General features: G+C 57.1%; 16 protein-coding genes and 1 pseudogene. 12 read left to right on the top strand and 5 right to left on the bottom strand.

Features of this window, described 5'->3' with window-relative positions:
• The first annotated feature begins 17 nt into the window (after window positions 1-17).
• Window positions 18-1,327: pseudogene (locus tag BXE_RS03395) on the top strand (IS5 family transposase).
• An 867-nt stretch (window positions 1,328-2,194) separates the two neighbouring features.
• Here the strand turns inward: BXE_RS03395 and BXE_RS46870 are convergent.
• Window positions 2,195-3,235, bottom strand: coding sequence for a class I SAM-dependent methyltransferase (locus BXE_RS46870; protein ID WP_158340926.1), 1,041 nt, complete (start codon window positions 3,233-3,235; stop codon window positions 2,195-2,197).
• A gap of 429 nt (window positions 3,236-3,664) precedes the next feature.
• Here BXE_RS46870 and tnpA point away from each other — a divergent pair, with 429 nt between their 5' ends.
• The 4 genes from tnpA (at window position 3,665) to BXE_RS03370 (ending at window position 7,698) form a co-directional block, all read left to right on the top strand.
• Window positions 3,665-4,060, top strand: a complete 396-nt coding sequence (gene tnpA, locus BXE_RS03385; RefSeq protein ID WP_011487018.1) for an IS66-like element accessory protein TnpA — start codon at window positions 3,665-3,667, stop codon at window positions 4,058-4,060.
• Window positions 4,057-4,404, top strand: a complete 348-nt coding sequence (tnpB, locus tag BXE_RS03380; RefSeq protein WP_011487017.1) for an IS66 family insertion sequence element accessory protein TnpB — start codon at window positions 4,057-4,059, stop codon at window positions 4,402-4,404. Before tnpA ends, tnpB begins: the two co-directional genes overlap by 4 nt.
• 51 nt (window positions 4,405-4,455) lie before the next feature.
• The gene (tnpC, locus tag BXE_RS03375) at window positions 4,456-6,054 is read left to right on the top strand and encodes an IS66 family transposase (protein WP_011487016.1); all 1,599 of its coding nucleotides are present in this window, start codon (window positions 4,456-4,458) and stop codon (window positions 6,052-6,054) included.
• 531 nt (window positions 6,055-6,585) lie between these two features.
• A complete protein-coding gene (locus BXE_RS03370; RefSeq protein WP_011487015.1) occupies window positions 6,586-7,698 on the top strand; it encodes an acyltransferase family protein in 1,113 nt (370 codons plus the stop codon).
• 580 nt (window positions 7,699-8,278) lie between these two features.
• Here the strand turns inward: BXE_RS03370 and BXE_RS03365 are convergent.
• Genes BXE_RS03365 through BXE_RS03350 form a run of 4 tightly spaced genes read right to left on the bottom strand, consistent with a single transcriptional unit; the run spans window position 8,279 to window position 12,998 of the window.
• Complete coding sequence (locus BXE_RS03365; protein ID WP_011487014.1) at window positions 8,279-10,156, bottom strand: polysaccharide biosynthesis protein; 1,878 nt, start codon at window positions 10,154-10,156, stop codon at window positions 8,279-8,281.
• Between the two features lie 12 nt (window positions 10,157-10,168).
• Window positions 10,169-11,191: an MraY family glycosyltransferase gene (locus BXE_RS03360; RefSeq protein ID WP_011487013.1), complete on the bottom strand. Its 1,023-nt coding sequence runs from the start codon at window positions 11,189-11,191 to the stop codon at window positions 10,169-10,171.
• An 8-nt stretch (window positions 11,192-11,199) separates the two neighbouring features.
• A complete protein-coding gene (locus tag BXE_RS03355) occupies window positions 11,200-12,156 on the bottom strand; it encodes a UDP-glucose 4-epimerase family protein (RefSeq protein WP_011487012.1) in 957 nt (318 codons plus the stop codon).
• A complete protein-coding gene (locus BXE_RS03350; RefSeq protein ID WP_011487011.1) occupies window positions 12,153-12,998 on the bottom strand; it encodes a glycosyltransferase in 846 nt (281 codons plus the stop codon). The genes BXE_RS03355 and BXE_RS03350 overlap by 4 nt, the downstream gene beginning before the upstream one ends.
• 346 nt (window positions 12,999-13,344) lie before the next feature.
• Here BXE_RS03350 and BXE_RS03345 point away from each other — a divergent pair, with 346 nt between their 5' ends.
• The 7 genes from BXE_RS03345 (at window position 13,345) to BXE_RS03315 (ending at window position 21,327) form a co-directional block, all read left to right on the top strand.
• Entirely contained in the window at window positions 13,345-14,769 is a 1,425-nt protein-coding gene (locus BXE_RS03345; RefSeq protein WP_011487010.1) for a UbiA family prenyltransferase, read from the top strand.
• Window positions 14,770-14,772: 3 nt separating this feature from the next.
• Window positions 14,773-16,089 (top strand): FAD-binding oxidoreductase, encoded by a 1,317-nt coding sequence (locus BXE_RS03340; protein ID WP_011487009.1) that lies wholly within the window; start codon window positions 14,773-14,775, stop codon window positions 16,087-16,089.
• Window positions 16,086-16,826: an SDR family oxidoreductase gene (locus BXE_RS03335; protein ID WP_011487008.1), complete on the top strand. Its 741-nt coding sequence runs from the start codon at window positions 16,086-16,088 to the stop codon at window positions 16,824-16,826. The genes BXE_RS03340 and BXE_RS03335 overlap by 4 nt, the downstream gene beginning before the upstream one ends.
• A 13-nt stretch (window positions 16,827-16,839) precedes the next feature.
• Entirely contained in the window at window positions 16,840-18,552 is a 1,713-nt protein-coding gene (locus tag BXE_RS03330; protein ID WP_011487007.1) for a hypothetical protein, read from the top strand.
• A 116-nt stretch (window positions 18,553-18,668) separates the two neighbouring features.
• Window positions 18,669-19,607 carry an NAD-dependent epimerase/dehydratase family protein gene (locus tag BXE_RS03325; protein WP_011487006.1) on the top strand — a complete coding sequence of 313 codons (939 nt, stop codon included), beginning with the start codon at window positions 18,669-18,671 and terminating at the stop codon, window positions 19,605-19,607.
• 14 nt (window positions 19,608-19,621) lie between these two features.
• A complete protein-coding gene (locus BXE_RS03320) occupies window positions 19,622-20,905 on the top strand; it encodes an NAD(P)/FAD-dependent oxidoreductase (protein ID WP_011487005.1) in 1,284 nt (427 codons plus the stop codon).
• Window positions 20,902-21,327, top strand: a complete 426-nt coding sequence (locus BXE_RS03315; RefSeq protein ID WP_011487004.1) for a GtrA family protein — start codon at window positions 20,902-20,904, stop codon at window positions 21,325-21,327. The genes BXE_RS03320 and BXE_RS03315 overlap by 4 nt, the downstream gene beginning before the upstream one ends.
• Window position 21,328 lies beyond the last annotated feature (1 nt).

The following is a 21,328-nucleotide window of genomic DNA, read 5'->3' as shown; positions in this document are numbered from 1 at the left end:
TACCTGCTCAGCAAGGGATTCGTTTTTCCGGGGCAAGCTCATTCTTCCGGCAACCGCTGCGTGAACAGATCAACCTGAAGCATCCGCTGGTGCGCCTGACGGATCTGATCAACTGGGAACGGCTGGGCCGCGTCGATGAGTGAGAGCTTCGTGTCCGGCAAGGGGCGCCCAGCTACATCGCCGCGTCTGATTGCGGGTCTGCTCTACCTGCAACACGCCTTTGACCTGTCCGACGAAGAGGTCGTCTGGCAATGGCTCGAGAACCCGTATTGGCAGGTGTTCACCGGCGAGACTTACCTGCAGACGGAACCACCAATCGACCCATCGAGCCTGACACGCTGGCGCAAGCGGCTGGGCGAAGCCGGAGTTGAGGACTGCTGGCAGAGACGATTGAAGCGGCAAAGCGCGCCGGCGTGATCAAGGCCTCGAGCGTGAAACGCGTAATCGTCGACACGACCGTCGTGCAGAGGCGATCGCGCATCCGACCGATTCACGGCTGCTCGAGCGATGTCGCGAACATCTGGTGAAGGCCGCCGCGAGGCACGGCCTGAAGCTGCGGCAGAACTACGACCGCGAGGCGCCACGGCTGGCCAGCCAGATCGGTCGTTACGCACATGCGAAGCAATACAAACGGATGAGAAAGGCACTACGCACGTTGCGCTCGCGTGTAGGCCGGGCGATGCGCGACGTCGAGCGGCAACTCGACGCCGTGGCAGATTGCGGCCGCGCGGCGTTGCAGGAGCTGATTGGCCGCACCAGGCGGATTCTGTCGCAGAAGCCAAAGGACAAGAACAAGCCGTATGCGCTGCACGCGCCGGAAGTCGAGTGTCTGGCCAAGGGCAAGGCGCGCACGCCATACGAATTCGGCGTGAAGGTGTCGATCACGACGACTCACAAGGAAGGGCTCGTGGTGGGAATGCGCTCAATGCCGGGCAACCCGTACGATGGCCACGCTGGCCGAGGCGCTGGAGCAGGCGGCGATCCTCAGCGACGTCACGCCGGGGGTCGCCGTCGTCGACCGCAGTTACAAGGGCGTCGCCATCGACGGTGTGAAATCTACCACCCGGGCTTGCGGCGCGGCATCACACGCGCACTACGTGCAATGATCAGACGGCGCAGCGCGATCCAGCCAGCCATCGGTCACATGAAGACAGACGGAAAACCTGATCGCAACTGGCTCAAAGGCGCACTCGGCGACGCGATGCACGCGGTGCTGTGCGGCGCCGGTCACAACCCGCGGATGATCCTCAGGACGCTGCGGCTTTTTTGCGCCCTCGTTCTCGTTGCGTTGTTCGTTCCTGTCGATCAGACAACGTCCGCCGTCTGACGCCGACCGCGGATGAAACGCTTTATTGAGGGCCGACTATCAAGGTAAAGCTTGGTTGGCTGCGCTGATCTCTGTTGTGTTTGCGAAATGATGTCGGCATGAAACGTGTGCCAAAGCCAAAGTTCGATGGAAAGATCGTTTTCCGTAGCGCTACTACCTTGGCATGCATCGCCGTGGTGCTGGCGCTGCACGGCGTTTCGTACCGTTAAAACTGAAACTCGGCATCTGCTTTTACTTCTTTGGCTTATACTGGAGACCGTCTGAGACGTCACGAAAGATGACGATCTTGCCAGTCGATGGTGAATGACGTTTCAGCCCTCACAAAACCGATCTTACGCATCGAAGGCGGCCACACCTAAATCACTCATCTCAACCTTGGCCAAGCCGGCCAATTTCGCTTCCCGATCCAACTTTCAGCGCCTCATCGCAAGGCTGTGAAGGTTGCCAGGACGGCCTTGAATACGGTACCCACCACTGCGTTTCTACGCATGCAGGCTTGCTTCGTCATTCGAATCAAATTCGAAAGGCACATCTGCAAAAATCATATCCCTTTTATCAGACATCGAAGCCCTGCACGTCAAACCGGACGCGTTGGATAGACTTTCAGCAGGAAAATTAAAGGTAGAATCAACCCCACAGAAATATGAATTCATAAATGGATATCTACGATCCGGGTTGATTGCCTTAAACACGTCAGGACGAGGAAACCCGACAGGAGCATAGAAAACTGCTTGATCAAGATATACAACTAATTTGAAAATGTCAGCACGGCAACATATCCAACCAAAAATTTTTATACGCCCGACATCCTTCGACCTATCAATAGAAAACTCCAAATTAAATCGCAGCGAATTATATTCTATTAAATTAAACATTTTTAAATAGCCTCGAAAATAGATTCATCTTTTTTTTGAAAAAAAAGACGTAGGCCGGCACAGCATCTTCTCTTTCAATAAGGCCAAAATATTTAATATGGTACAAATCGAACAAATTGCTAACTTTTTGTAAAAAAATATGTGATAGGTCAAGCTGTGGCAAGTAACTTAAAAGGCACTGGTTGATTGCGTCAGGGTCGCCATACGGTAATATCTCCACCAATTCGAAGCCCACATCAAACGCAGAATTTTCAACTTCACTCCTTATAAAGAGATGTTTATCTTCCCGCCCAGATAATACATCCTGATCGCCGACATATTTAAGATTGAAATGCAACTCATGAATCCAGTTGCTTAGACGAGTCAAATCCACTTCAGAATTATCACCCTCACCTATTAGCGTCTCCAATATCTCCGACATTGTCAACACCAAAGCATCATGGAATTTATAGCAGGGCTCCGAAAAGATAAACGCGCCATCCTTCTTTAGCAGGTCATATGATTTTCTAATAAAACTTTTATAATCCAAAATATGATGCAGAACGAAGCTCCCAATGATGCAGTCAATGCTATTGGAAGGAAGGATATTTTCTCCGGTGCTATATGTCGCAAAAATAACATCATCGGCCAAATGACTTTCCCCAAGCACCCTCTTCCTACAAATCGACAACATTTTTGGCGAAATATCCGTAACTATTGCTCTATTAACCTTGATATTGGTTAGCAGCCCTTTTGTAAACCCGCCGGTTCCAGCCCCGATCTCCAGCAAAACTCCATAGTTATTCTTCAGCCTATTTCCCAGCACACCCTTTAGGCTCGCAAAAGCCTGCTGCGACGACTCATCAGAAATCGAGTAGTGCTTGTCATAATCAATATTATCCAATTGCGTAAACACGTTATCTGGCACAAAACACAAAACCCCCTCGCGCGCGCTAAATTCTTTTTTACACGACTGACACAATATAGAATTGCGCCCCTCTTTATTACTTAACAACCTACCGCCACACGATGGACATTGAAGTTGCGTCAACATAAATCTAGTTCCCGAAGGTATACAATCCATTTAGAGAAAAATTTGTTCGTAACCGCAAATTATTTTTCTGAATCTAGCTCGCGCCTCGGATGCGGGTCGATATATAACCCGACACCAAATCGTCGTTCGACCGGCTTTCAGCAGAAATCATACCTCGCGATCGAACTGCTGGCGGGGACTCGCCAGGAACGCGCGGGTGGTTACAGGTTGGAGGCTACGAAGCGCGCAAGTAAGCGGTAGTGCAAGGGTGTGGTATCAACGCGCGACCATATGTCCATGATGCTAGTGGACTAGCGACGTCTGGTGGTCGCTGATGTCGTTCCCGCAGCGCTTCGAATGTAACCGTCCGACCCTGACCGTATAGACGCCTGATGAAGGCGAAGCCATGCTTTCCCGGGGCACAAATGTGACTGTGTCCACAAAGGAATCATGGACACAGTGACTGAATTCTCCGAAGTCAAAGTCGCCCGGAAGTATCGCCGGCGTAGCGTGGACGAGAAACGCCAGATCGTCGAAGAGACGTTATCCAGTGGTCGTTCGGTGGCGGAGATTGCACGCAGTCACGAATTGAACGCGAATCAGCTGTTCGACTGGCGTAAGCAGTATCTGGATGGACGACTTGGCGTGAACGGTCACGAATGCGCGTTGCTGCCGGTCACCGTGAATGACGCTAGCGACAGCGGCGTGGCCGAACCGGCAGCATCTACGCCTTCGGCACCGGTGTCCGGCAAGATACGCATCCAGTTGCCGCGAGGCGAGATACACGTTGAAGGGAGCGTTGATCCCGACACGCTGCGCGTGGTGATCCAGTGCCTGAGCCGATGATTGGTCCGCTCACAAACACGCGCATCTGGGTTGCCGCCGGATTTACGGATATGCGCTGCGGCTTCGACGGCCTGGCCGCGAAGGTGCAGACCGTGCTGGCGAAGGATCCATTCTCTGGCCACATCTTCGTGTTCAGAGGCAAACGTGGCGACCTCATCAAGTGCCTGTACTGGCGCGACGGCGGCCTATGCCTGTTCGCCAAACGCCTGGAGCGTGGGCGCTTTGCGTGGCCTCGTGCTGACGGCGGTGTTGTTTCGCTGACCAGCGCTCAACTCGGCCTCCTACTCGAAGGATTCGACTGGCGACAGCCCGTCGATGCAGCGCGCCCCTGCAGTGCTTTGTAAACGTATGTGACAACCCGGGCGTAGCGCAATGCACGCGCGTAAACTGCCTCCATGGCATCCAGCGACGCTACGTTTCCAGACGATATCGAGGCCTTGAAGGCTCTCCTGCTCGCGCGTGAGGCTGCGTTACGTGAGCGCGAAGGCGAGCTCACGGATCTGCGCGACACTGTAACGACGCTCCAGAAGACACTCTCCGACCGGGCGCTCGAGATCGAGCACCTGAAGCTGTGGATCGCGAAACTCCAGCGCATGCAGTTTGGTCGCAAATCGGAGAAGATTGATCGCCAGATCGAGCAACTCGAATTGCGTCTCGAAGATCTGCAGGCCGACGATGGTGCGGCGACGGTCGACGCACCGACAAGGCCCCGCTCAGAAGCTGGCAAGCCGACGGGACGCAAGCCACTTCCAGAACATCTACCGCGCGAAGATGTTGTTCATCATCCCGACGACGCCTGCTGTCCGCAATGCGGTGGCGCGCTTGGCGACCTCGGCGAGGACGTTTCCGAGCAACTCGACTATGTACCGGGGCATTGGCGAGTGATTCGTCACCGCCGGCTCAAGAAGGCCTGTAGCTGTTGCGACTGCATCGTGCAGGCGGCTGCGCCCAGCCGGCCAATCGATCGCGGCATGCCCGGTCCCGGGTTGCTCGCGCATGTTCTGGTCGCCAAATTCTGTGACCACCTTCCCCTGTACCGGCAGTCAGTGATTTACGCGCGCGACGGCGTGGAACTCAGCCGTTCGACACTCGCGGACTGGGTCGGCCAGTGCAGTGCGTTGCTCCGGCCACTCGTAGAGGTCGTTCGCCGTTACGTGATGGCCGCCCCGAAGATCCACACGGATGACACGCCGGTACCTGTGCTCGAGCCCGGCAATGGCAAGACCCGTACCGCACGTCTCTGGACATACGTCCGGGATGACCGGCCGGCTGGCTCGAAGGACGCGCCGGCGGTCTGGTTCGCATACAGTCCCACACGGGCTGGTGAATATCCACAGGCCCATCTGAAGGACTTCAGGGGAACGTTGCAGGCCGATGCGTTCGCGGGGTACAACGCAATCTACGAACGTGGTGATGTGCGTGAGGCTGCATGCATGGCGCACGCGCGCCGCAAATTCCACGATCTGTTCGTCGCACGCAGGAACGAGGTTAACACTGAAGCGTTGCGCCGGATCGGCGAACTGTACGCAATTGAGGCCGCGATTCGTGGCAAACCACCAGACGAACGAAGACGTGTCAGGCAGGAGCAGGCGCGTCCGTTACTCGCTGCTTTCGAGATCTGGCTGCGCTCGACATTGGGTGCGGTGTCGCAGAAAGGCGATACCGCCAAAGCCATCAACTACGCGCTGAATCAGTGGGCAGCGCTCACGCTGTACGTCGATGACGGCGCCGTGGAAATCGACAATAACGCAGCCGAACGCGCTTTACGTGCCGTCGCTCTCGGCCGAAAAAACTTCCTGCACTTCGGTTCCGACAGCGGCGGCGAACGTGGCGCCGCAATCTATACCCTGGTCGGTACCGCCAAACTAAACGGCCTTGATCCCGAGGCCTACCTGCGCCACGTCATCGCTCGCATCGCCGAGCACCCTGTCAATCGCGTCGACGAACTGTTGCCATGGGTCGTCGCCGATCAACTCCACCATGACGTCGCTTGACTCGCCACGCCGTCAAGAACGGTCGCGGTCGGACGGTTACCTTCGAATCGCCCAGCCTTGCGCCTCTTTGTAGAGCTCGCCAGCAACGTAAGGTTTTCTATCTTCAGGCGCCGGTGTCGACGAAAGGTGCCACACCCTCCAGCCTCGAATTTGAAGTAGGGCGCGATGCAGTTCGGTTTGGGGATCACTTTTTCAGTCGGATTCTAGCCGTGGACAGCGTCAAGCAGGAAGTGTGGTTTACCGACAAACATCTTGGCGACCAGACAAGTTCATTGTCGCCGTCCAAGCCGAGGTCAAACGCGCTCAATACCATCTAAGCCGATGTAGTGCCGTGCGTTTCTGGCCGGGTTGGCGCACCATACCTGCGACTCCAGCACTAGGACCGTCAGTGACTGTCGCTATTTTCCAAGCTCGCGGAGCCTCACGGTGGCGCGAGAATGGCCAGCTGCCCGACCGACCCAGCACAACCGTCTATTCCTGCCTTGTGCTAGCATCCGCTACCGTAACTTCTCGTAAGCTTTTCGCGCAACAATGTCCACCAGGTCAAATAACTTCGACGTACTCCGGCTAGCTGGCGCACTTCTTGTCGCGGTAAGCCATACGTTCGACGTCATGCTCGGATCGGATCCAATCGCTGGCATGACTGGCAATCAGTCTCTAGGCGGGATCGGACTAAACATCTTTTGCGTAATCAGCGGTTTTCTGATTACGAATAGCCGGATGAGGAACGAGCCGGCAGCGTTCTTCACCTCGCGTGCGCTTCGCATTTTCCCTGCCTTACTTCTGGCGATCCCATTGATGGCCCTAGTTTTGGGTCCGATGGTGTCGGACCTAAAATTTACAAGCTATTTTTCGTCCCCAGGAATGTGGCACTTCCTCGGTACTATCTTTGTATTTCCGCTCAATCCGACTTTGCCCGGAGTCTTTGGAGGTGCCCCCCTAGTTGCCCAGCTCTATTCATTGACTGCGGAACTCGGTTTTTACGTTTTTGTTGGTTTATTGGGACGATGGATGCACTACGGCAAGCTGCTTGCCATTCTTTTGGCGCTCGTCTTTTCGGTGTTTATCCACTTCGACTATTCAACCCTATCGTTTTCAAGCCTTCTCTCGATGCAGGCCGGGCAGATGATTCTTTTCACCTTCCCGGTTCGCCTTGGACTGATCTGTGTGTTTTACCTTTTGACCGGCTCAGCAATTGCACTTCTCGCGCCCAATGCAAAGCTGCTTGCGAGCTGCGCACCATTATTCATAGTGATATGGCTGATCGCGCTTTTCGGACATGATCGACGTGTCTATGATGTCACGGAAATGGTTTTGTTTCCCCTAACAATCATAGGAATCGGAGTAGCTCAAAAGATTGTCATCCCGGTGCCCAAGATGCTCGGGGACATTTCCTATGGTATTTACATCTACCATTTCGCGGTCGCCGAACTGATCCGCTCGTGGAAAATTGATGCTTTACAAAATGGATACTTGATTGCCTTGAGCACTGTTCTGTCAATGCTCGTTGCGTGGATCTCATTTCACGTCGTTGAGAAGCGTGCTTTATCGATGAAAAGAACCAAATCCAGATCCACGGCAGGCAACGCATTTATTACGGATCAAGCGTCCATAGTACGGGACGACGCGCACAAACCCGTTTGAGAAAGGAGCGGCAGTGGGACCTTTGATTGCCAGCCGGCTGTCACCACAGATCGCATTTCCTCAGGAACCGTTCGTAGGGCGCTACGCTGCCCCTATCACCATACGATGATAGGCAAAATTGCCGATGCAAGCATCTCGATCTCCAGCGCCCATGCATTCGAATTGAGCGTTGAAGATATAAAAGTGCCGCTTTTAAGAATTGCGAATAGCGCCAGCGGATTTTGGCACCAATTAGCGAAGCATCCTGCCCCCCAGAAATATCGGGTACCCGGCGAACAATATCGCCAGTTGCACGCCCCCAATCGCAAGGAAAACCGGCACTATTAAAAAACGATCAAAGCGCACGCCAACGTCAGTTGCGGGCCATGAATTTTCCATATCGGCTTCGTCCATTTAGCTGTTTAGGATCCGATTTCCATCCAGACCATTAAATGACCTACAGCGACGCAACGCCAAGCAGAGCTTCCAGGTGATCTACAAAACCACTCGAACTGGTTTCCTTTTAAGACGTAGGCCGCTCGCGAAATCAAGCGCGAATGGTACACAAGATCGTGATTTCCTGACGCCCTTCCGCATAGCGCTACGAAGCACGGGGAAACGCGGCGACGCTGTGAAGCGTCGGCGAGCTTGCCGGTTGATATTCCGGCACCCAGCGACGCAAGTCGCGGCGTACTTCGTCGTCGCCTAACACGCGATGCTGCATAAGCCACGGCAACAACTTATCCAACAGATCGTCTGATACTTCACGCGCACGCGCAGTCCGCAACTTAGGATGAGGTGTACGTGTTGTCGTCTCGTCGCAAGCCAGCAGTTCTTCGTAGAGCTTTTCACCAGGCCGTAGACCAGTAAACACGATCCGGATCTGCTCCTCGTTAAATCCGTACAAACGAATCAAATCGCGAGCCAGGTCGACGATCTTTACCGGTTCGCCCATGTCGAGGATGAAAATCTCGCCGCCGTGCCCCATGCTGGACGCTTGTAGCACCAGTTGCGACGCTTCCGGGATGGTCATGAAGAAGCGCGTGATCTCCGGGTGCGTCACCGTGACGGGACCGCCCTTTGCAATCTGCTGCTGGAACTTCGGTATGACACTCCCGGCGCTCCCGAGTACGTTCCCGAACCGAACTGTCTCGAACTGGGTGCGCGGGCTGGTCTGCTGCAAGGCCTGACACGCCATTTCCGCAAGACGTTTACTCGCACCCATAACGTTGGTCGGATTGACTGCTTTGTCGGTGGAGATCAGCACGAAATGCTTTACATCGTGACGAATCGCAGCGCGACCTACCCGGTACGTGCCGAGCACGTTGTTACGCACGGCCTGCCATGCGTTCTGCTCTTCCATTAGCGGGACGTGTTTATACGCGGCCGCATGAAATACGATGTGCGGCGTATGACGCGACATCACCTCATCGAGCAGCAGCGAATCCTTCGCATCTCCGATAACCGGAATTACTGACACGCCTGGAAAACGCTCGCTCAACTCTTCAGTAAGCCGATAGATCGCGAATTCGGACAAGTCATAAGCAATCAGTTGAGCCGGCTGGAATCGCAAGATTTGGCGGCACAATTCGGAGCCTATAGACCCGCCTGCGCCGGTGACCATCACCACTCTGTCATGCAACAGGGCTTCTACATGGGGCGTATCGATATTGATAGGATCACGGCCCAGCAAATCTTCGAGGTCAATCTGTCGCACGCGCGACAGAAACGCCTGGCCTTGCGTGACGTCGGTTAGCGCAGGCAGCACGAGTGCCCGTACGCCGGCGCGCACACATAGCGTCGCTACACGCCGCTGTACATCCACTGTAGCGGACGGAATGGCAATGATCGCGTATTCAGTTTTCAGCGTCTCAGCCAATTGCGGTAATTCGCTTATCGAGCCAAATACCTTGTAGCCGTAAATTTCGCGCCCATGCTTGGAGACATCGTCGTCGAGCAAGCCCACCAGACGCCATTCGCTCGAACGCGACAGCTCGCGGGCGAGACTCGCGCCCGCGTTGCCGGCGCCAAGCACAACGACCGGCTTACCCTGCGCAACGAGGCCGCCATACAGGTAGAACTCTTTGGTCGCACGGTACAGCGCGCGCGATCCGCCCATCGCGAGAAACAGGAATAGCGGCGACACCACCAGCACCGAGCGCGGCACGATCGGCATAGGTTGGACCAGCACCGAAACGACCATGGCGACGAGCGCCCCGGCGATAACTGCTTTCGATATACGTACGAGATCCGGCAAGCTCGCAAACACCCACATGCCGCGGTACAAGCCGAAGATGCGGAACATGATGCCGTACGTCGGCAGGACCCAGACGAGCGAGTGCATCGCCCCGAGCCGAAAATCTTCGGGAACCAAGCCGTTGAAACGAATGATGTACGCGATCAGCCAAGCGGCCGCGACCGCGCATAAGTCGAAAAGGAAAGCGCTGAAAGACAGCCAAGCGGCCTTGCTTCTTAGCATCAGCGTTATACCTCAGTTATCGGACAGTGTTGATTGGAAACGACGCCAGCGCAAATCGACCAAAGCGCCTGCTACACAGAGAACGGCGATCCAAACGGCCAGCACACATGACTGAAAAATTACTGAGCGGCCAAGCGCATAAATAGCAAACATTATGCCAGCCACCATTACTACATACCACGTAAAAGCTGTCCTGGCGTGTCCGGTCCCGGAACGCACCATACGCTGATAGTAGTGCTCGCGGTGCGCTTGCCAAAATCTTTCGCCATGTAGCAACCTACGGGCCAGCGTGATCGACGCATCGGCGATAAACGGCGCGAACACCAAGATCGGGAACCAAACAGGCCACACTCCTCCGCGCCACCCCCAATAACCAAGCGCTCCAGCAAGAAAGCCCAGCGCGATTGATCCAGCATCGCCAAGAAAAATGCGTGCCGGGTGGAAATTAAACAACAGGAAGCCTAGCGCGGCACCCGAAATCGCCGTCGCTGACCACGCCAATTCTGGCAAAGGATGCTTGCTAAGCAGTGCACCGGCCGCGTAACCGGCGAAGCCGAACAGCGCCATGCCGCCCGCCAAACCGTCCGCGCCATCCATGAAATTGTAAAGATTGACCAGCCAGATCATCAAAAAAACAAGGATTACCAAGACCCACCAACGGGCATCAGCGGGAAAAAGTACTACTATGCCGACCACAGCAATCAGATGCGCGGCGAACCTGACTCTCGCAGATAATCCGCGCCGGTCGTCGATTTGCGAAACCGCAGCTAGGAAAGCGGTACCAAGAGCGGCATACCAAAGGCTTGGCGCCAGCAGCAAGGTCGCCACTACGGCCACCGGCACAATGCCCCAGCCGCCGACGCGCGGCGTCGGCAAGACGTGTAGTGAGCGGTCGTTGGGGATATCCGTGGCAAGCCGCCATGCGATGCCGGTTCGGAGTAGCGTCCACAGAATGGCGGCGCATGCGCAGGCAGCGCCAAGCGCGATCAAGGTTACGGCAACCCACGTTGGGAAGGTCGAAAGGTGCATCAGCATGCGCTCCCTCAATGCGTGGATCGATACCAACGGGCGGTTTCGGCCAGCCCCTCGTCGGTGGAATATGGCGGTTGCCAGCTGAGCATTGTGCGTATACGCGTGGTGTCGAGCTGGAGGGAGCACACAAGGCGGTCCACGTGCGCCGAGCGGCCTGTCAGCCGACCCGCGATATGCAACAAGCCCAGCGGTACTGGCAGCAACCGTGAGGTCTTTTGCAGATACCCAGCGAGCGACCGGGCCAGCTCGGCGACCGTCGGAGCAGCGGCGTCTGCAACATGGAAGCACTGGTACGCTGCGCGCGGATCTACCGCGCAATGCATCAGGGCGTCTGCAAGGTTCCCGACATAGATCAGGCTGCGCCGCGCGTCGATCGAAGCTAGCGGCAACGGCATCCCCTTCCAGACCGCGTCCATCAATCGCAAGAAATTGGCGCGTACCTGTGGCCCATACACGAGTGGCGGCCGCACAATCACGACGTCCAAGCCGGACTCTTCGCCGTAGCTGCACAACGCCTGTTCGGCGGCTAGCTTCGAGCGCCCATATGCGTCCTGTGGCATCGGTGGATCGTCTTCGCACACCGGACGGCCCGAATCGCCTTCGGCCAGCGCCTTAACGCTGCTGACAAAGACAAAACGCCTCACGCCATGACGCCGTGCGGCCTGGGCAACGCGAAGCGCGCCATCAACGTTGGTCGCGCGAAACGCCGCGTCGGGATCGGCAGACTCTTCGCGCATCACGTGGACTCGCGCCGCTAGGTGCACGACACAGTCCACTTGCAGCGCGGCGGGCCATGTCGCGTCGACGTCGGCGAAATCCACGCTGACATCGACCCATTCGTTCACATCGCTTTCAAGCTGCCCTGAGCGCCTAACGAGGCCGGTGACCGTATGTCCAGCGTTAAGCAATGCGCGGCATAGCGCATGACCGACAAAGCCGTTGGCCCCCGTGACGAGCACATGACTCATAGCCACTTCCAGCCAAACCGGTTGAAGAATTTATACGCCGACGCCATGAACATGCGAATGTGCGCGGAGCCTTTGCGCACCGCCCCGCCGCCGTGATGCAATACGCGCACCGAAGGCGCGTAGACGACACGCGTTACGTCATGTGCGCGAAGGCTCAAATCGTAATCCTCAAAGTACAGGAAGTAACGGGTGTCGAAACCCGCCAACCGCTTCAGAACGCTCGTGCGAAACAACATGAAACAGCCGCTGACGATCGGTGGATCCCAGACGATATCGCGCGCGTTGATCTGGTCACGCATCTCGTAGCGAGCGAGGCGACGCGAGAATAGTCGCCGCAACCCCGCAGGCAAAAAGCCGCGCGCAAACAGATCGATTAAAGTCGGATAGCGCCGGCACAGAAACTGTTGATCGCCATGCTCGTCGCCGATCCACGGCGTGATGAGCCCCGCTTCGGCATGCGCCTCGAAAAAATCAAAGGCTTCGCTAAGCGCGTCACGAGCGAGATCGATGTCGGGGTTCAGCACAAGGTGATACTGACTGGCGCTCCGTTCAATCGCGAGATTGTGACCACGGCCGTAGCCCACATTACCGTGTCCAGCGATGATGGTCGTGGATACGTCGTGCCGTTGGAGTTCGGCCAGTGCAGCCTGAATGGCAGGCAGACCACCGTTATCCACCAGAAACAGCACCACCGGCAAAGCAGGGCGGCCGACACGTAACGCGTCACATGCCGCCGCAAGGCCGGCGAGCGTGGACGTTAGTTGTTCGATATCCGGGCGGTAGGTCACCACCGACACGGACAACCCCTCGGATTCGGAATGCGGCGCGTGCGTAGCTTTCATGTGTAGTAACTGCGTGCCTTATGGGTGGGCACGTTGTGTGGGTGCTTCGTTGTGTGGCCGCAACAAACCGGAATTTTGCTCAAAATTCCAAGCTTCGGCAACCCGCCTTTCCTTTTGTTACTGCCAGATACGCATGCATCAGCCCTATTTTTCTCCCCAGATCGGTAGTTGTGCCTCAAAATTGAGCACTTTCACATGTAAGGTTGTGCCCGCTATCACGGAATAGTAAAGTAACGCCGCCCAACTCCGAGCGCCCAGTAACTGGGCGAAACAAAAGCGGCAGTACGGCGTCTCCCACGGCGGCCCGTCGCTCATCAAAATGACTATCGCCCATAGGGCAGACTGAATGCGCAGCAAACCACTCGTCGTCGACCTAGATGGCACTTTGATTCGCTCAGACGTCCTGATCGAGTCGGGTTTCGCCTACCTGAAGGCCGCCCCTCACCGCTTCTACGAGCCGCTGCTGTGGCTCGCGCGCGAGGGCAAGCCTGGCCTGAAGGCGCGTCTTGCCGGGGCGACCAACGTCGACGTTGCCGTTCTGCCCTACGACGCCACCGTGCTCGAATGGCTGAAAACGGAGCGCAAATCCGGCCGCACGCTGGTACTGGCCACCGCAAGCCATGAGCGCTACGCGCAGGCCATTTCGGCGCATCTAGGTCTGTTCGACAAAACGTTCGCCAGCAATGAAAACGTAAACTTATCGGCCCACAAAAAGCGGGAAAAACTCGTAGCCGAATACGGCGAAAAAGGCTTCGACTATGCCGGCAACTCGCATGACGACGTAGCGGTGTGGCAATCCGCCGACCGCGCGTACGTGGTCAACCCCTCGAATGGTGTGGAGCGCGCCGCTCGCGAGATCGGCAACGTGGAGCGTGTGATCGAATCCCGCCCCCCTTTCGCGAGGACCTGGGCCAAATCGTTGCGCCTACATCAGTGGCTGAAGAACCTGCTAATCTTCGTCCCGTTGCTGGCGGGACACAAGTTGTCGTCCCCGGACCTCGCGATTGCTGCCATCGTGGCGTTTCTCACGTTCGGCCTGTGTGCATCGAGTGTTTATCTGCTCAACGACTTGCTCGATCTCGAAGACGACCGCCACCACCCCGTCAAGCGCAGGCGTCCGCTCGCGTCAGGCGCGCTGCCACTCACTTGGGGACTAGGCCTCTTTCCTGTCCTATTGGTCGGCTCGTTCACCATGGCGTGGTTCTTCCTGCCGTGGCGATTCTCAGTGGTCCTGCTTGGCTATTACGCATTGACGCTGGCGTACTCGATGTTCCTCAAGCGTCAGGTGATGGTCGACGTCGTCGTGCTGGCCATGCTGTACACGATCCGGATCATCGCCGGCACAGCGGGAGTCGGCGCGCAGTTGACGTTCTGGCTGCTAGCTTTCTCGATGTTCATCTTCCTGAGTCTCGCGCTTGTCAAGCGATACGCGGAACTGCATTCGATGAAAGAGCGAGGTCTCGTTAAAACGCGCGGGCGCGGTTATGTCGCAAGTGACCTGTCGCTCATCTCGTCGCTCGGGACTTCGTCTGGTTATCTGGCCGTGCTCGTGCTTGCTCTCTACATTCAGGACGCAAAAACCGCCGGCATGTATCGTCATCCGCAAGTCATCTGGCTTGCCTGCCCGCTACTGCTCTACTGGGTCAGCCGCACCTGGATCATTGCGCATCGCGGTCTGATGCACGACGACCCGATCGTTTTCGCGGCGCGCGATCGTGTCAGCCTCGCTGTCGTCGTGCTGTGCGGCCTGGTTTTCTGGGCGGCCATCTAATCGATGAGTACTGTACTGTCCTGGGGACGTTACCCACATCTGCCGCAGGAAGTCCACGGCGTTGCATGGCGTGACTCCGCACAAGCCGCGTGGCTGGACGCGAGCCGCGAAAGCGGAACCACCCTCGCGTTCGGCAATGGCCGCAGTTATGGCGACAGTTGTCTCGCCGCCTCGGGCCATGTCGTGCAGACTCTAGCGCTCGACCGCCTGATTGCAGCGGACTGGCAAACCGGCGTGCTGCGCGCGGAACCTGGCGTGACACTCGAACAGATTCTCGATGTCGCCATTCCCCGCGGCTGGATGTTGCCGGTGACGCCTGGCACCAAATACGCGACTTTGGGCGGCGCTATCGCCAACGATGTCCACGGCAAGAATCATCACGTGCGCGGCACCTTCGGCCGGCACGTGCGCCGCTTTGCGCTCGCGCGCAGTGACGGCACGCAGTTTGAATGCTCACCCGACGAACAGCCTGAATTCTTCGCCGCAACAATTGGTGGACTCGGTCTCACCGGTTTGATCCTGTGGGCGGAGATTCAATTGATGCCGATCCGCTCGAGCATGATCGCCATGAAGAGCATTCGCTTCACCAATCTCGACGAGTTCTTCGCACTATCCGAACGGCTCGACCCCCTGCACGAATACAGCGTTGCATGGGTTGATTGCCAAAGCCGCGGCTCGGCGCTCGGGCGCGGCATCTTCATGGTGGGCGACCATGCAACGGAGGGCCCGCTCGAAGTTGAACGCCGCACGAAGCGCATCGTCCCGTTTACGCTGCCGATTCCAGTGTTCAACCGCGTTACATTACGTGCACTCAACGAGCTCTACTATCAGAAGCAACAAAGCGGCGAAGTCAGCGCAACGGTCAGTTACGACACCTACTTCTACCCGCTGGACAGCTTGCTGGAATGGAACCGCATCTATGGCCGCGCGGGCTTTCAGCAGTATCAGTGCGTGGTGCCGCCGAGCTCGGCACGTGAAGCAACGCGCGAGATTCTCGACGCCATTTCCGAAAGCGGCACCGGCTCGTTTCTCGCGGTGATGAAACGCTGCGGCGATTTGCGTTCGCCCGGTTTGTTATCCTTTCCGCGCGAAGGCACATCGCTCGCACTTGATTTCCCCCAGCGCGATGCGTTGAATACACGACTTTTCGCCAGACTCGATGCGATCGTGAGCGAAGCGGGTGGTCGCATCTACCCGGCCAAGGACGCGCACATGTCTGGCGCCGACTTTCGCACCGCCTACCCTCAATGGCATCAACTCGAAGCGCTGCGCGACCCTGCCCTGCTTTCGCGCTTCTGGGAACGGACTACTCGAACATGAAAAACATTCTTATCGTCGGCGCTACGTCGGCGATTGCCATTGCTTGTGCCCGCAAATGGGCTTCAGAAGGCGCACGCTTTTTTCTGGTGGCTCGCAATGGCGAACGCCTCCAGCAGATCGCCGACGATCTGACCTCGCGCGGCGCTCAACTCGCCGCGTGCCATCAACTCGACATCGACAGTCTGGATCGTCATGCGGGCATGCTCGAGCGCTGCAAGACCGAACTGGGCGCGCTCGATATCGTACTGGTCGCGCCCGGCACGCTGCCGGACCAGGCCAGGTGCCAAGCGGATCCCGCACTGGCGGTGCGCGAATTTAACACCAATGCCGTCTCGGTCATTGCCCTGTTGACGCCAATCGCGAACATCCTCGAAGCGCAAAAGCGCGGCGCGTTGGCGGTAATCTCGTCCGTGGCGGGTGATCGCGGCCGTCCGTCGAACTATCTGTACGGCAGCGCGAAGGCGGCGCTTTCCGCATTCTGCGAAGGATTGAATGCAAGGCTATTCAAGTCTGGCGTACATGTCATGACGGTCAAGCCCGGGTTCGTCGCTACGCCGATGACGGCAGGTTTGCCTTTGCCGGGACCACTCGTTGCAACGCCCGATCAAGTGGCGACCGACATCGTACGGGCGGTCGAAAAGCGCAAGGACGTCCTGTACACCCGCTGGTTCTGGGCAATCATCATGCTGATCATCCGCTGCGTGCCGCGATTCCTGTTCAAGCGCGCGTCGCTGTGAGGCGGCGGTAACTATGAGTCGAGGAGAAAGAATTGGTAACTTTGCAGTGTTCGCACTGGGCGTCTTTACGCTCACGACAACGACACTCGGGGTTTGGCAGCACTTTTCGCCCCTACCATTCGGCGATTCGTGGGACGGGGCCATCGGCTTCTATATGCGTGCCATACAAAACCCATGGCATGCGTTCTTCGAACAACACAATGAGCACCGCCTCGCATTCTCACGGCTAATCTTTTTCGCCGACGTTCGTTTTTTTGGTGGACGAAACGTCTTCTCGCTCGTGGCGAATCTCGCACTGGCGGCCCTGCTCGCGATGACCTTCTTTCGCATTGCAGTCCACCACTGCGCCACGCTTGGGCGCGAAGCGCGCCTCGGACTCGCAGGCGCCGTCCTCGTGTTCGTCTTTTCGTGGGCTCAGAAAGAGAACTTCACGTGGGGCTTCCAAAGCCAGTGGTTCGCTGTCTATCTCTTTGCTCTACTTGCGTTCCATGCACTCGACCGTACGGCCGAAGCGCTCGCCCAAAGCGAGCGAGCGAAGTCGCACGGATGGCTAGCGGTGGCACTCATAAGCGCGACAGTCGCGGCGTATTCGATGTCGAGCGGCGTTCTCGTGTTTCCAGTCCTGATCGTTCAAGCGATTTATCGGCGATTGAGGCGGCGCGACCTCACCGTCATTTGCGCCGTAACAGTCGCAGTCTGGGTCGTGTATTTCGTCGACTGGCAAAAGTCGGCGAGCAGCGGCGATTTGATGACCAGCTTGCCTCAGCATCCGTTTGCTGCGCTTCAATACATGCTGCTCTATCTTGGCGCACCCGCGTTCAACGTACGGCTTGGTGTCCCAGCTTCGTACGTGACGGGAGCGCTCGCGTTGACTGCGCTAGCGGTATACAGCATCAATGCTGTCAAGTCCGGAGAAAGTCGTCCGCGTGGCGTATCCCTGCTTGCATTTGCCTTGTTCGTCACGGGCAACGCGTTACTGACGGCGAGCGGACGCCTGTGGTTCGGTCTCGGAACCGCCCTTGCCTCGCGCTACACGACAGCTTCGCTGATGGGTTGGCTCGCGATTGGCATCTTTGCCGTGTTGAACGTCGAGGCTGGCAAACAATGCAGGCGCGTGCTGTTCGTAACTGTACTGGCAACGCTGCTGGTTGCCTCAGGGCAGCGCCTGAGTTTCAGGGCTGATCGCGACGTCAGCTACGCTCGTCTCGTCGCGGGCTTGGCGCTGAGAGCCCATGTATATGATCCAGACATCACCAAGGCAGTCTATCCGTTTCCCGAGATTTTGGTTAACGACGCAAAGCTGGCAGAGGCCGCCCAGCTCTCGATTTTCGCACCCAATCAGCCGGACTATCTGGTAGCACCGGTTACCGTTGACCCCACCGTTTTGTGCGACGGATCTCTCGACAGAATATCGGCCACCACAACTCCCGGCGTCTATCGTGCAACGGGGTGGATCTACGAGACAGCTCGTGGCCACACACCTCGGGCCGTCGTTCTGACCGACGCCACCACCCACGCAACGTTAGGCACAGGCGTGACTGGCGGCGAGCGCAACGATCTTCGCGGGACATACAGCGGGAACGCCTTGCACAGCGGTTGGACCGCATTCTTTACGGCCCCGGCAAGCGGCGGGATACGAGTAAATGGGCAGACGGCTGGAGATGAGTATTGCGCCTTGGCTGCGGATAGGCCGATGTCCGCGACACTGCAAATTCCGGCCAGGTAGGCGGCCACGTAGTTTCGCCACGTCGTCAAACCAGGCATTTTTCTAGACGTTTCGGGCTTGCTTGTATGATCTAGCCCTCACAAAGTTGCAGAACACCCCTATTCAACGAGCTCCGTATGAACCAAACCCGCATTCTTCTTCCAGGCGGCGCCGGCCTTGTCGGCCAGAACCTCGTCGCGCGACTGAAAGCGCGCGGGTATAGCAATCTGGTCGTGATCGACAAGCATAAGGCCAACCTCGAAGTGCTTCGCCAGGTCCATCCGGACGTCACGGCAATTTACGCCGATCTGGCCGAGCGAGGCGAATGGGAACAGCACTTCAAGGCTGCCGATCTCGTCGTCATGTTGCAGGCGCAGATCGGCGCACCGACGCTCGAGCCGTTCATTCGCAACAACATCACGTCGACGCGAAATCTGCTTGAGGTGATCAAGCGTTACCAGATCCCGTACACCGTACACATCAGCTCCTCGGTCGTGAATTCGGTCGGCGAAGATTTCTATACGGACACCAAACGCGAGCAGGAGGAAATCGTGCTCGCGTCGGGCATCGAATGCGTCGTGCTGCGGCCCACTTTGATGTTTGGCTGGTTCGACCGCAAACATCTGGGCTGGCTGTCGCGCTTCATGCATCGCGTTCCGGTATTTCCGATTCCGGGCAGCGGACGCTACATGCGCCAGCCGTTGTACGTCGGAGACTTCTGCAACGTGATCATCAGTTGCATCGAATCGCGCATCAAAGGCCAAGCGTTCAACATTACCGGGCTGGAGCGCGTCGACTATATCGACATCATTCGACAGATCAAGCGCGCCACGAAAGCCCGCTGTGCGATCGTCCGGATTCCCTACGGCCTCTTCTATGTGCTGCTGAAGGTCTATGCGCTCTTCAGCAAGAATCCGCCCTTTACCGCCGACCAGCTCAAAGCACTGACGGCCGGTGACGAATTCGAAGTGATCGACTGGGAGGGCATCTTTAAGATCCGTGCTACTCCGTTTGCGAAGGCAATGGACGAAACCTTCAACGATCCAACGTATAGCCATATCGCACTTGAATTCTGAGGCGGACGAACACTATGAGCGCAGAACGTATTGCAGTACTGGGCGCCGGCCCCATGGGTCTCGGCGCGGCCTATCAGCTCGTCAAAGACGGCCGCAAGCCGATCATTTTCGAAGCGGACGACCGCGTCGGTGGGATGGCTGCGTGTTTCGATTTCGGTGGCCTGTCGATCGAACGCTACTATCATTTCCACGCTATCTCCGACCACGCCTTTTTTGAGCTGCTGCGCGAGCTCGGCATCGAAAAGAAAATGCAGTGGCGCGAGACCAAGATGGGCTACTTCTATCAAGGTCGCGTGCAGCCCTGGGGTAACCCGATGGCCCTGCTGAAGTTCAAGGGCCTCAGCCTTCAAGCTAAATTCCGCTATGGCTTGCATGCATTTCTGTCGACCAAGCGTAACGACTGGGAGCCTCTCGATCATGTCGAGGCAACCGGTTGGATTCGCCGCTGGATCGGTGAAGAAGCATGGGAAGTGCTGTGGCGCAGACTGTTCGACTACAAGTTTTACGACTACGCCTATAACCTTTCCGCAGCCTGGATCTGGAGTCGCATCCGCCGCATCGGCCGGTCGCGCTACAACCTCTTTCACGAAAAGCTTGGCTATCTTGAAGGAGGGTCCGATACGCTGCTCAACGGAATGCGTGATTACATCGTAGCGAACGGCGGTGAATTTCGCCTCGGCACGCCAGCGCAGAAGGTCGTCATCGAGAACGGCGAAGTTACCGGCATCGAAGCAGGCGGCGAGTTTCTGCCGTTCGATAAGGTCATTAGCACGATTCCGCTGCCCTACGTGCCGGGCGTGATACCCGACCTGCCGGCGAGCATTCTCGATGCGTTTCGCAGTGTCAAGAACGTGGCGGTGGTGTGCGTCATCGCGAAGCTGAAGAAGCCCGTCACGGAAAACTTCTGGCTGAATACGAACGATCCTGAGATGGATATTCCGGGCATCGTGGAATACACGAACCTGCGTCCGCTCGATCACCACGTCGTCTACGTGCCTTTCTATATTCCGGGCGAGCACCCGAAGTATCAGGAAGCGAATTCAGTGTTTATCGATAAGGTGAAACGCTACCTGATGAAGATCAATCCGGCGCTTACGCAGGGCGACTTTATTGACGTTCGCGCGAGCCGTTATCGTTTTGCGCAACCGATTTGCGAACCGGGGTACTTGGACCGCCTGCCTCCAATCCAGCTTCCTGTAAAGGGCTTGCTCGTGGCGGACACCTCCTACTACTATCCCGAAGATCGTGGCATCTCGGAGAGTATCGGACTGTCCCGCAAGATGGCAAAGATGATATGACGCGCGCTCACACGGTCGTCAAACGTGCATTCGTCTCGAAGAGCTTCCTGCTGTTTCTGTTGGCCGGCGGCTTCGCCGCCGCGGTCAACTGGTGCAGCCGGATGGTCTACAATCTGTGGATGCCGTACTCGGCCGCGATCGTGGTCGCCTATATCACTGGGATGATTACGGCGTTCGTGCTCGCGAAGCTGTTTGTATTTACGGAGAGTACACAATCGACAGGGCGGTCAGTGTTCTTCTTTACTCTCGTGAATCTGGTTGCCGTCGTACAAACGTGGGCAGTCAGCGTTGGACTGGCTTACTACGTGTTCCCTCGGACGGGGATGACTTGGCATGCGCGAGATGTTGCGCATGCGGTCGGAGTCGCTGTGCCGGTCTTTACGAGTTATGTGGGGCATAAGCGGTGGAGTTTTAAGCACTGAG

It is taken from the genome of Paraburkholderia xenovorans LB400 (assembly GCF_000013645.1).
Taxonomy (GTDB): domain Bacteria; phylum Pseudomonadota; class Gammaproteobacteria; order Burkholderiales; family Burkholderiaceae; genus Paraburkholderia; species Paraburkholderia xenovorans.
This window is presented reverse-complemented; position numbering and strand designations above follow the sequence as displayed.

Bases quoted from the DNA above. Each gene is read 5' to 3' on its own strand.
- BXE_RS03345 (WP_011487010.1), top strand. From the start codon at position 13,345: ATGCGCAGCAAACCACTCGTCGTCGACCTAGATGGCACTTTGATTCGC.
- BXE_RS03365 (WP_011487014.1), bottom strand. From the start codon at position 10,156: ATGCTAAGAAGCAAGGCCGCTTGGCTGTCTTTCAGCGCTTTCCTTTTC.
- tnpA (WP_011487018.1), top strand. From the start codon at position 3,665: ATGGACACAGTGACTGAATTCTCCGAAGTCAAAGTCGCCCGGAAGTAT.
- BXE_RS03325 (WP_011487006.1), top strand. From the start codon at position 18,669: ATGAACCAAACCCGCATTCTTCTTCCAGGCGGCGCCGGCCTTGTCGGC.
- BXE_RS03330 (WP_011487007.1), top strand. From the start codon at position 16,840: ATGAGTCGAGGAGAAAGAATTGGTAACTTTGCAGTGTTCGCACTGGGC.
- tnpC (WP_011487016.1), top strand. From the start codon at position 4,456: ATGGCATCCAGCGACGCTACGTTTCCAGACGATATCGAGGCCTTGAAG.
- BXE_RS46870 (WP_158340926.1), bottom strand. From the start codon at position 3,235: ATGTTGACGCAACTTCAATGTCCATCGTGTGGCGGTAGGTTGTTAAGT.
- BXE_RS03350 (WP_011487011.1), bottom strand. From the start codon at position 12,998: ATGAAAGCTACGCACGCGCCGCATTCCGAATCCGAGGGGTTGTCCGTG.
- tnpB (WP_011487017.1), top strand. From the start codon at position 4,057: ATGATTGGTCCGCTCACAAACACGCGCATCTGGGTTGCCGCCGGATTT.
- BXE_RS03370 (WP_011487015.1), top strand. From the start codon at position 6,586: ATGTCCACCAGGTCAAATAACTTCGACGTACTCCGGCTAGCTGGCGCA.
- BXE_RS03320 (WP_011487005.1), top strand. From the start codon at position 19,622: ATGAGCGCAGAACGTATTGCAGTACTGGGCGCCGGCCCCATGGGTCTC.
- BXE_RS03315 (WP_011487004.1), top strand. From the start codon at position 20,902: ATGACGCGCGCTCACACGGTCGTCAAACGTGCATTCGTCTCGAAGAGC.
- BXE_RS03355 (WP_011487012.1), bottom strand. From the start codon at position 12,156: ATGAGTCATGTGCTCGTCACGGGGGCCAACGGCTTTGTCGGTCATGCG.
- BXE_RS03360 (WP_011487013.1), bottom strand. From the start codon at position 11,191: ATGCTGATGCACCTTTCGACCTTCCCAACGTGGGTTGCCGTAACCTTG.
- BXE_RS03340 (WP_011487009.1), top strand. From the start codon at position 14,773: ATGAGTACTGTACTGTCCTGGGGACGTTACCCACATCTGCCGCAGGAA.
- BXE_RS03335 (WP_011487008.1), top strand. From the start codon at position 16,086: ATGAAAAACATTCTTATCGTCGGCGCTACGTCGGCGATTGCCATTGCT.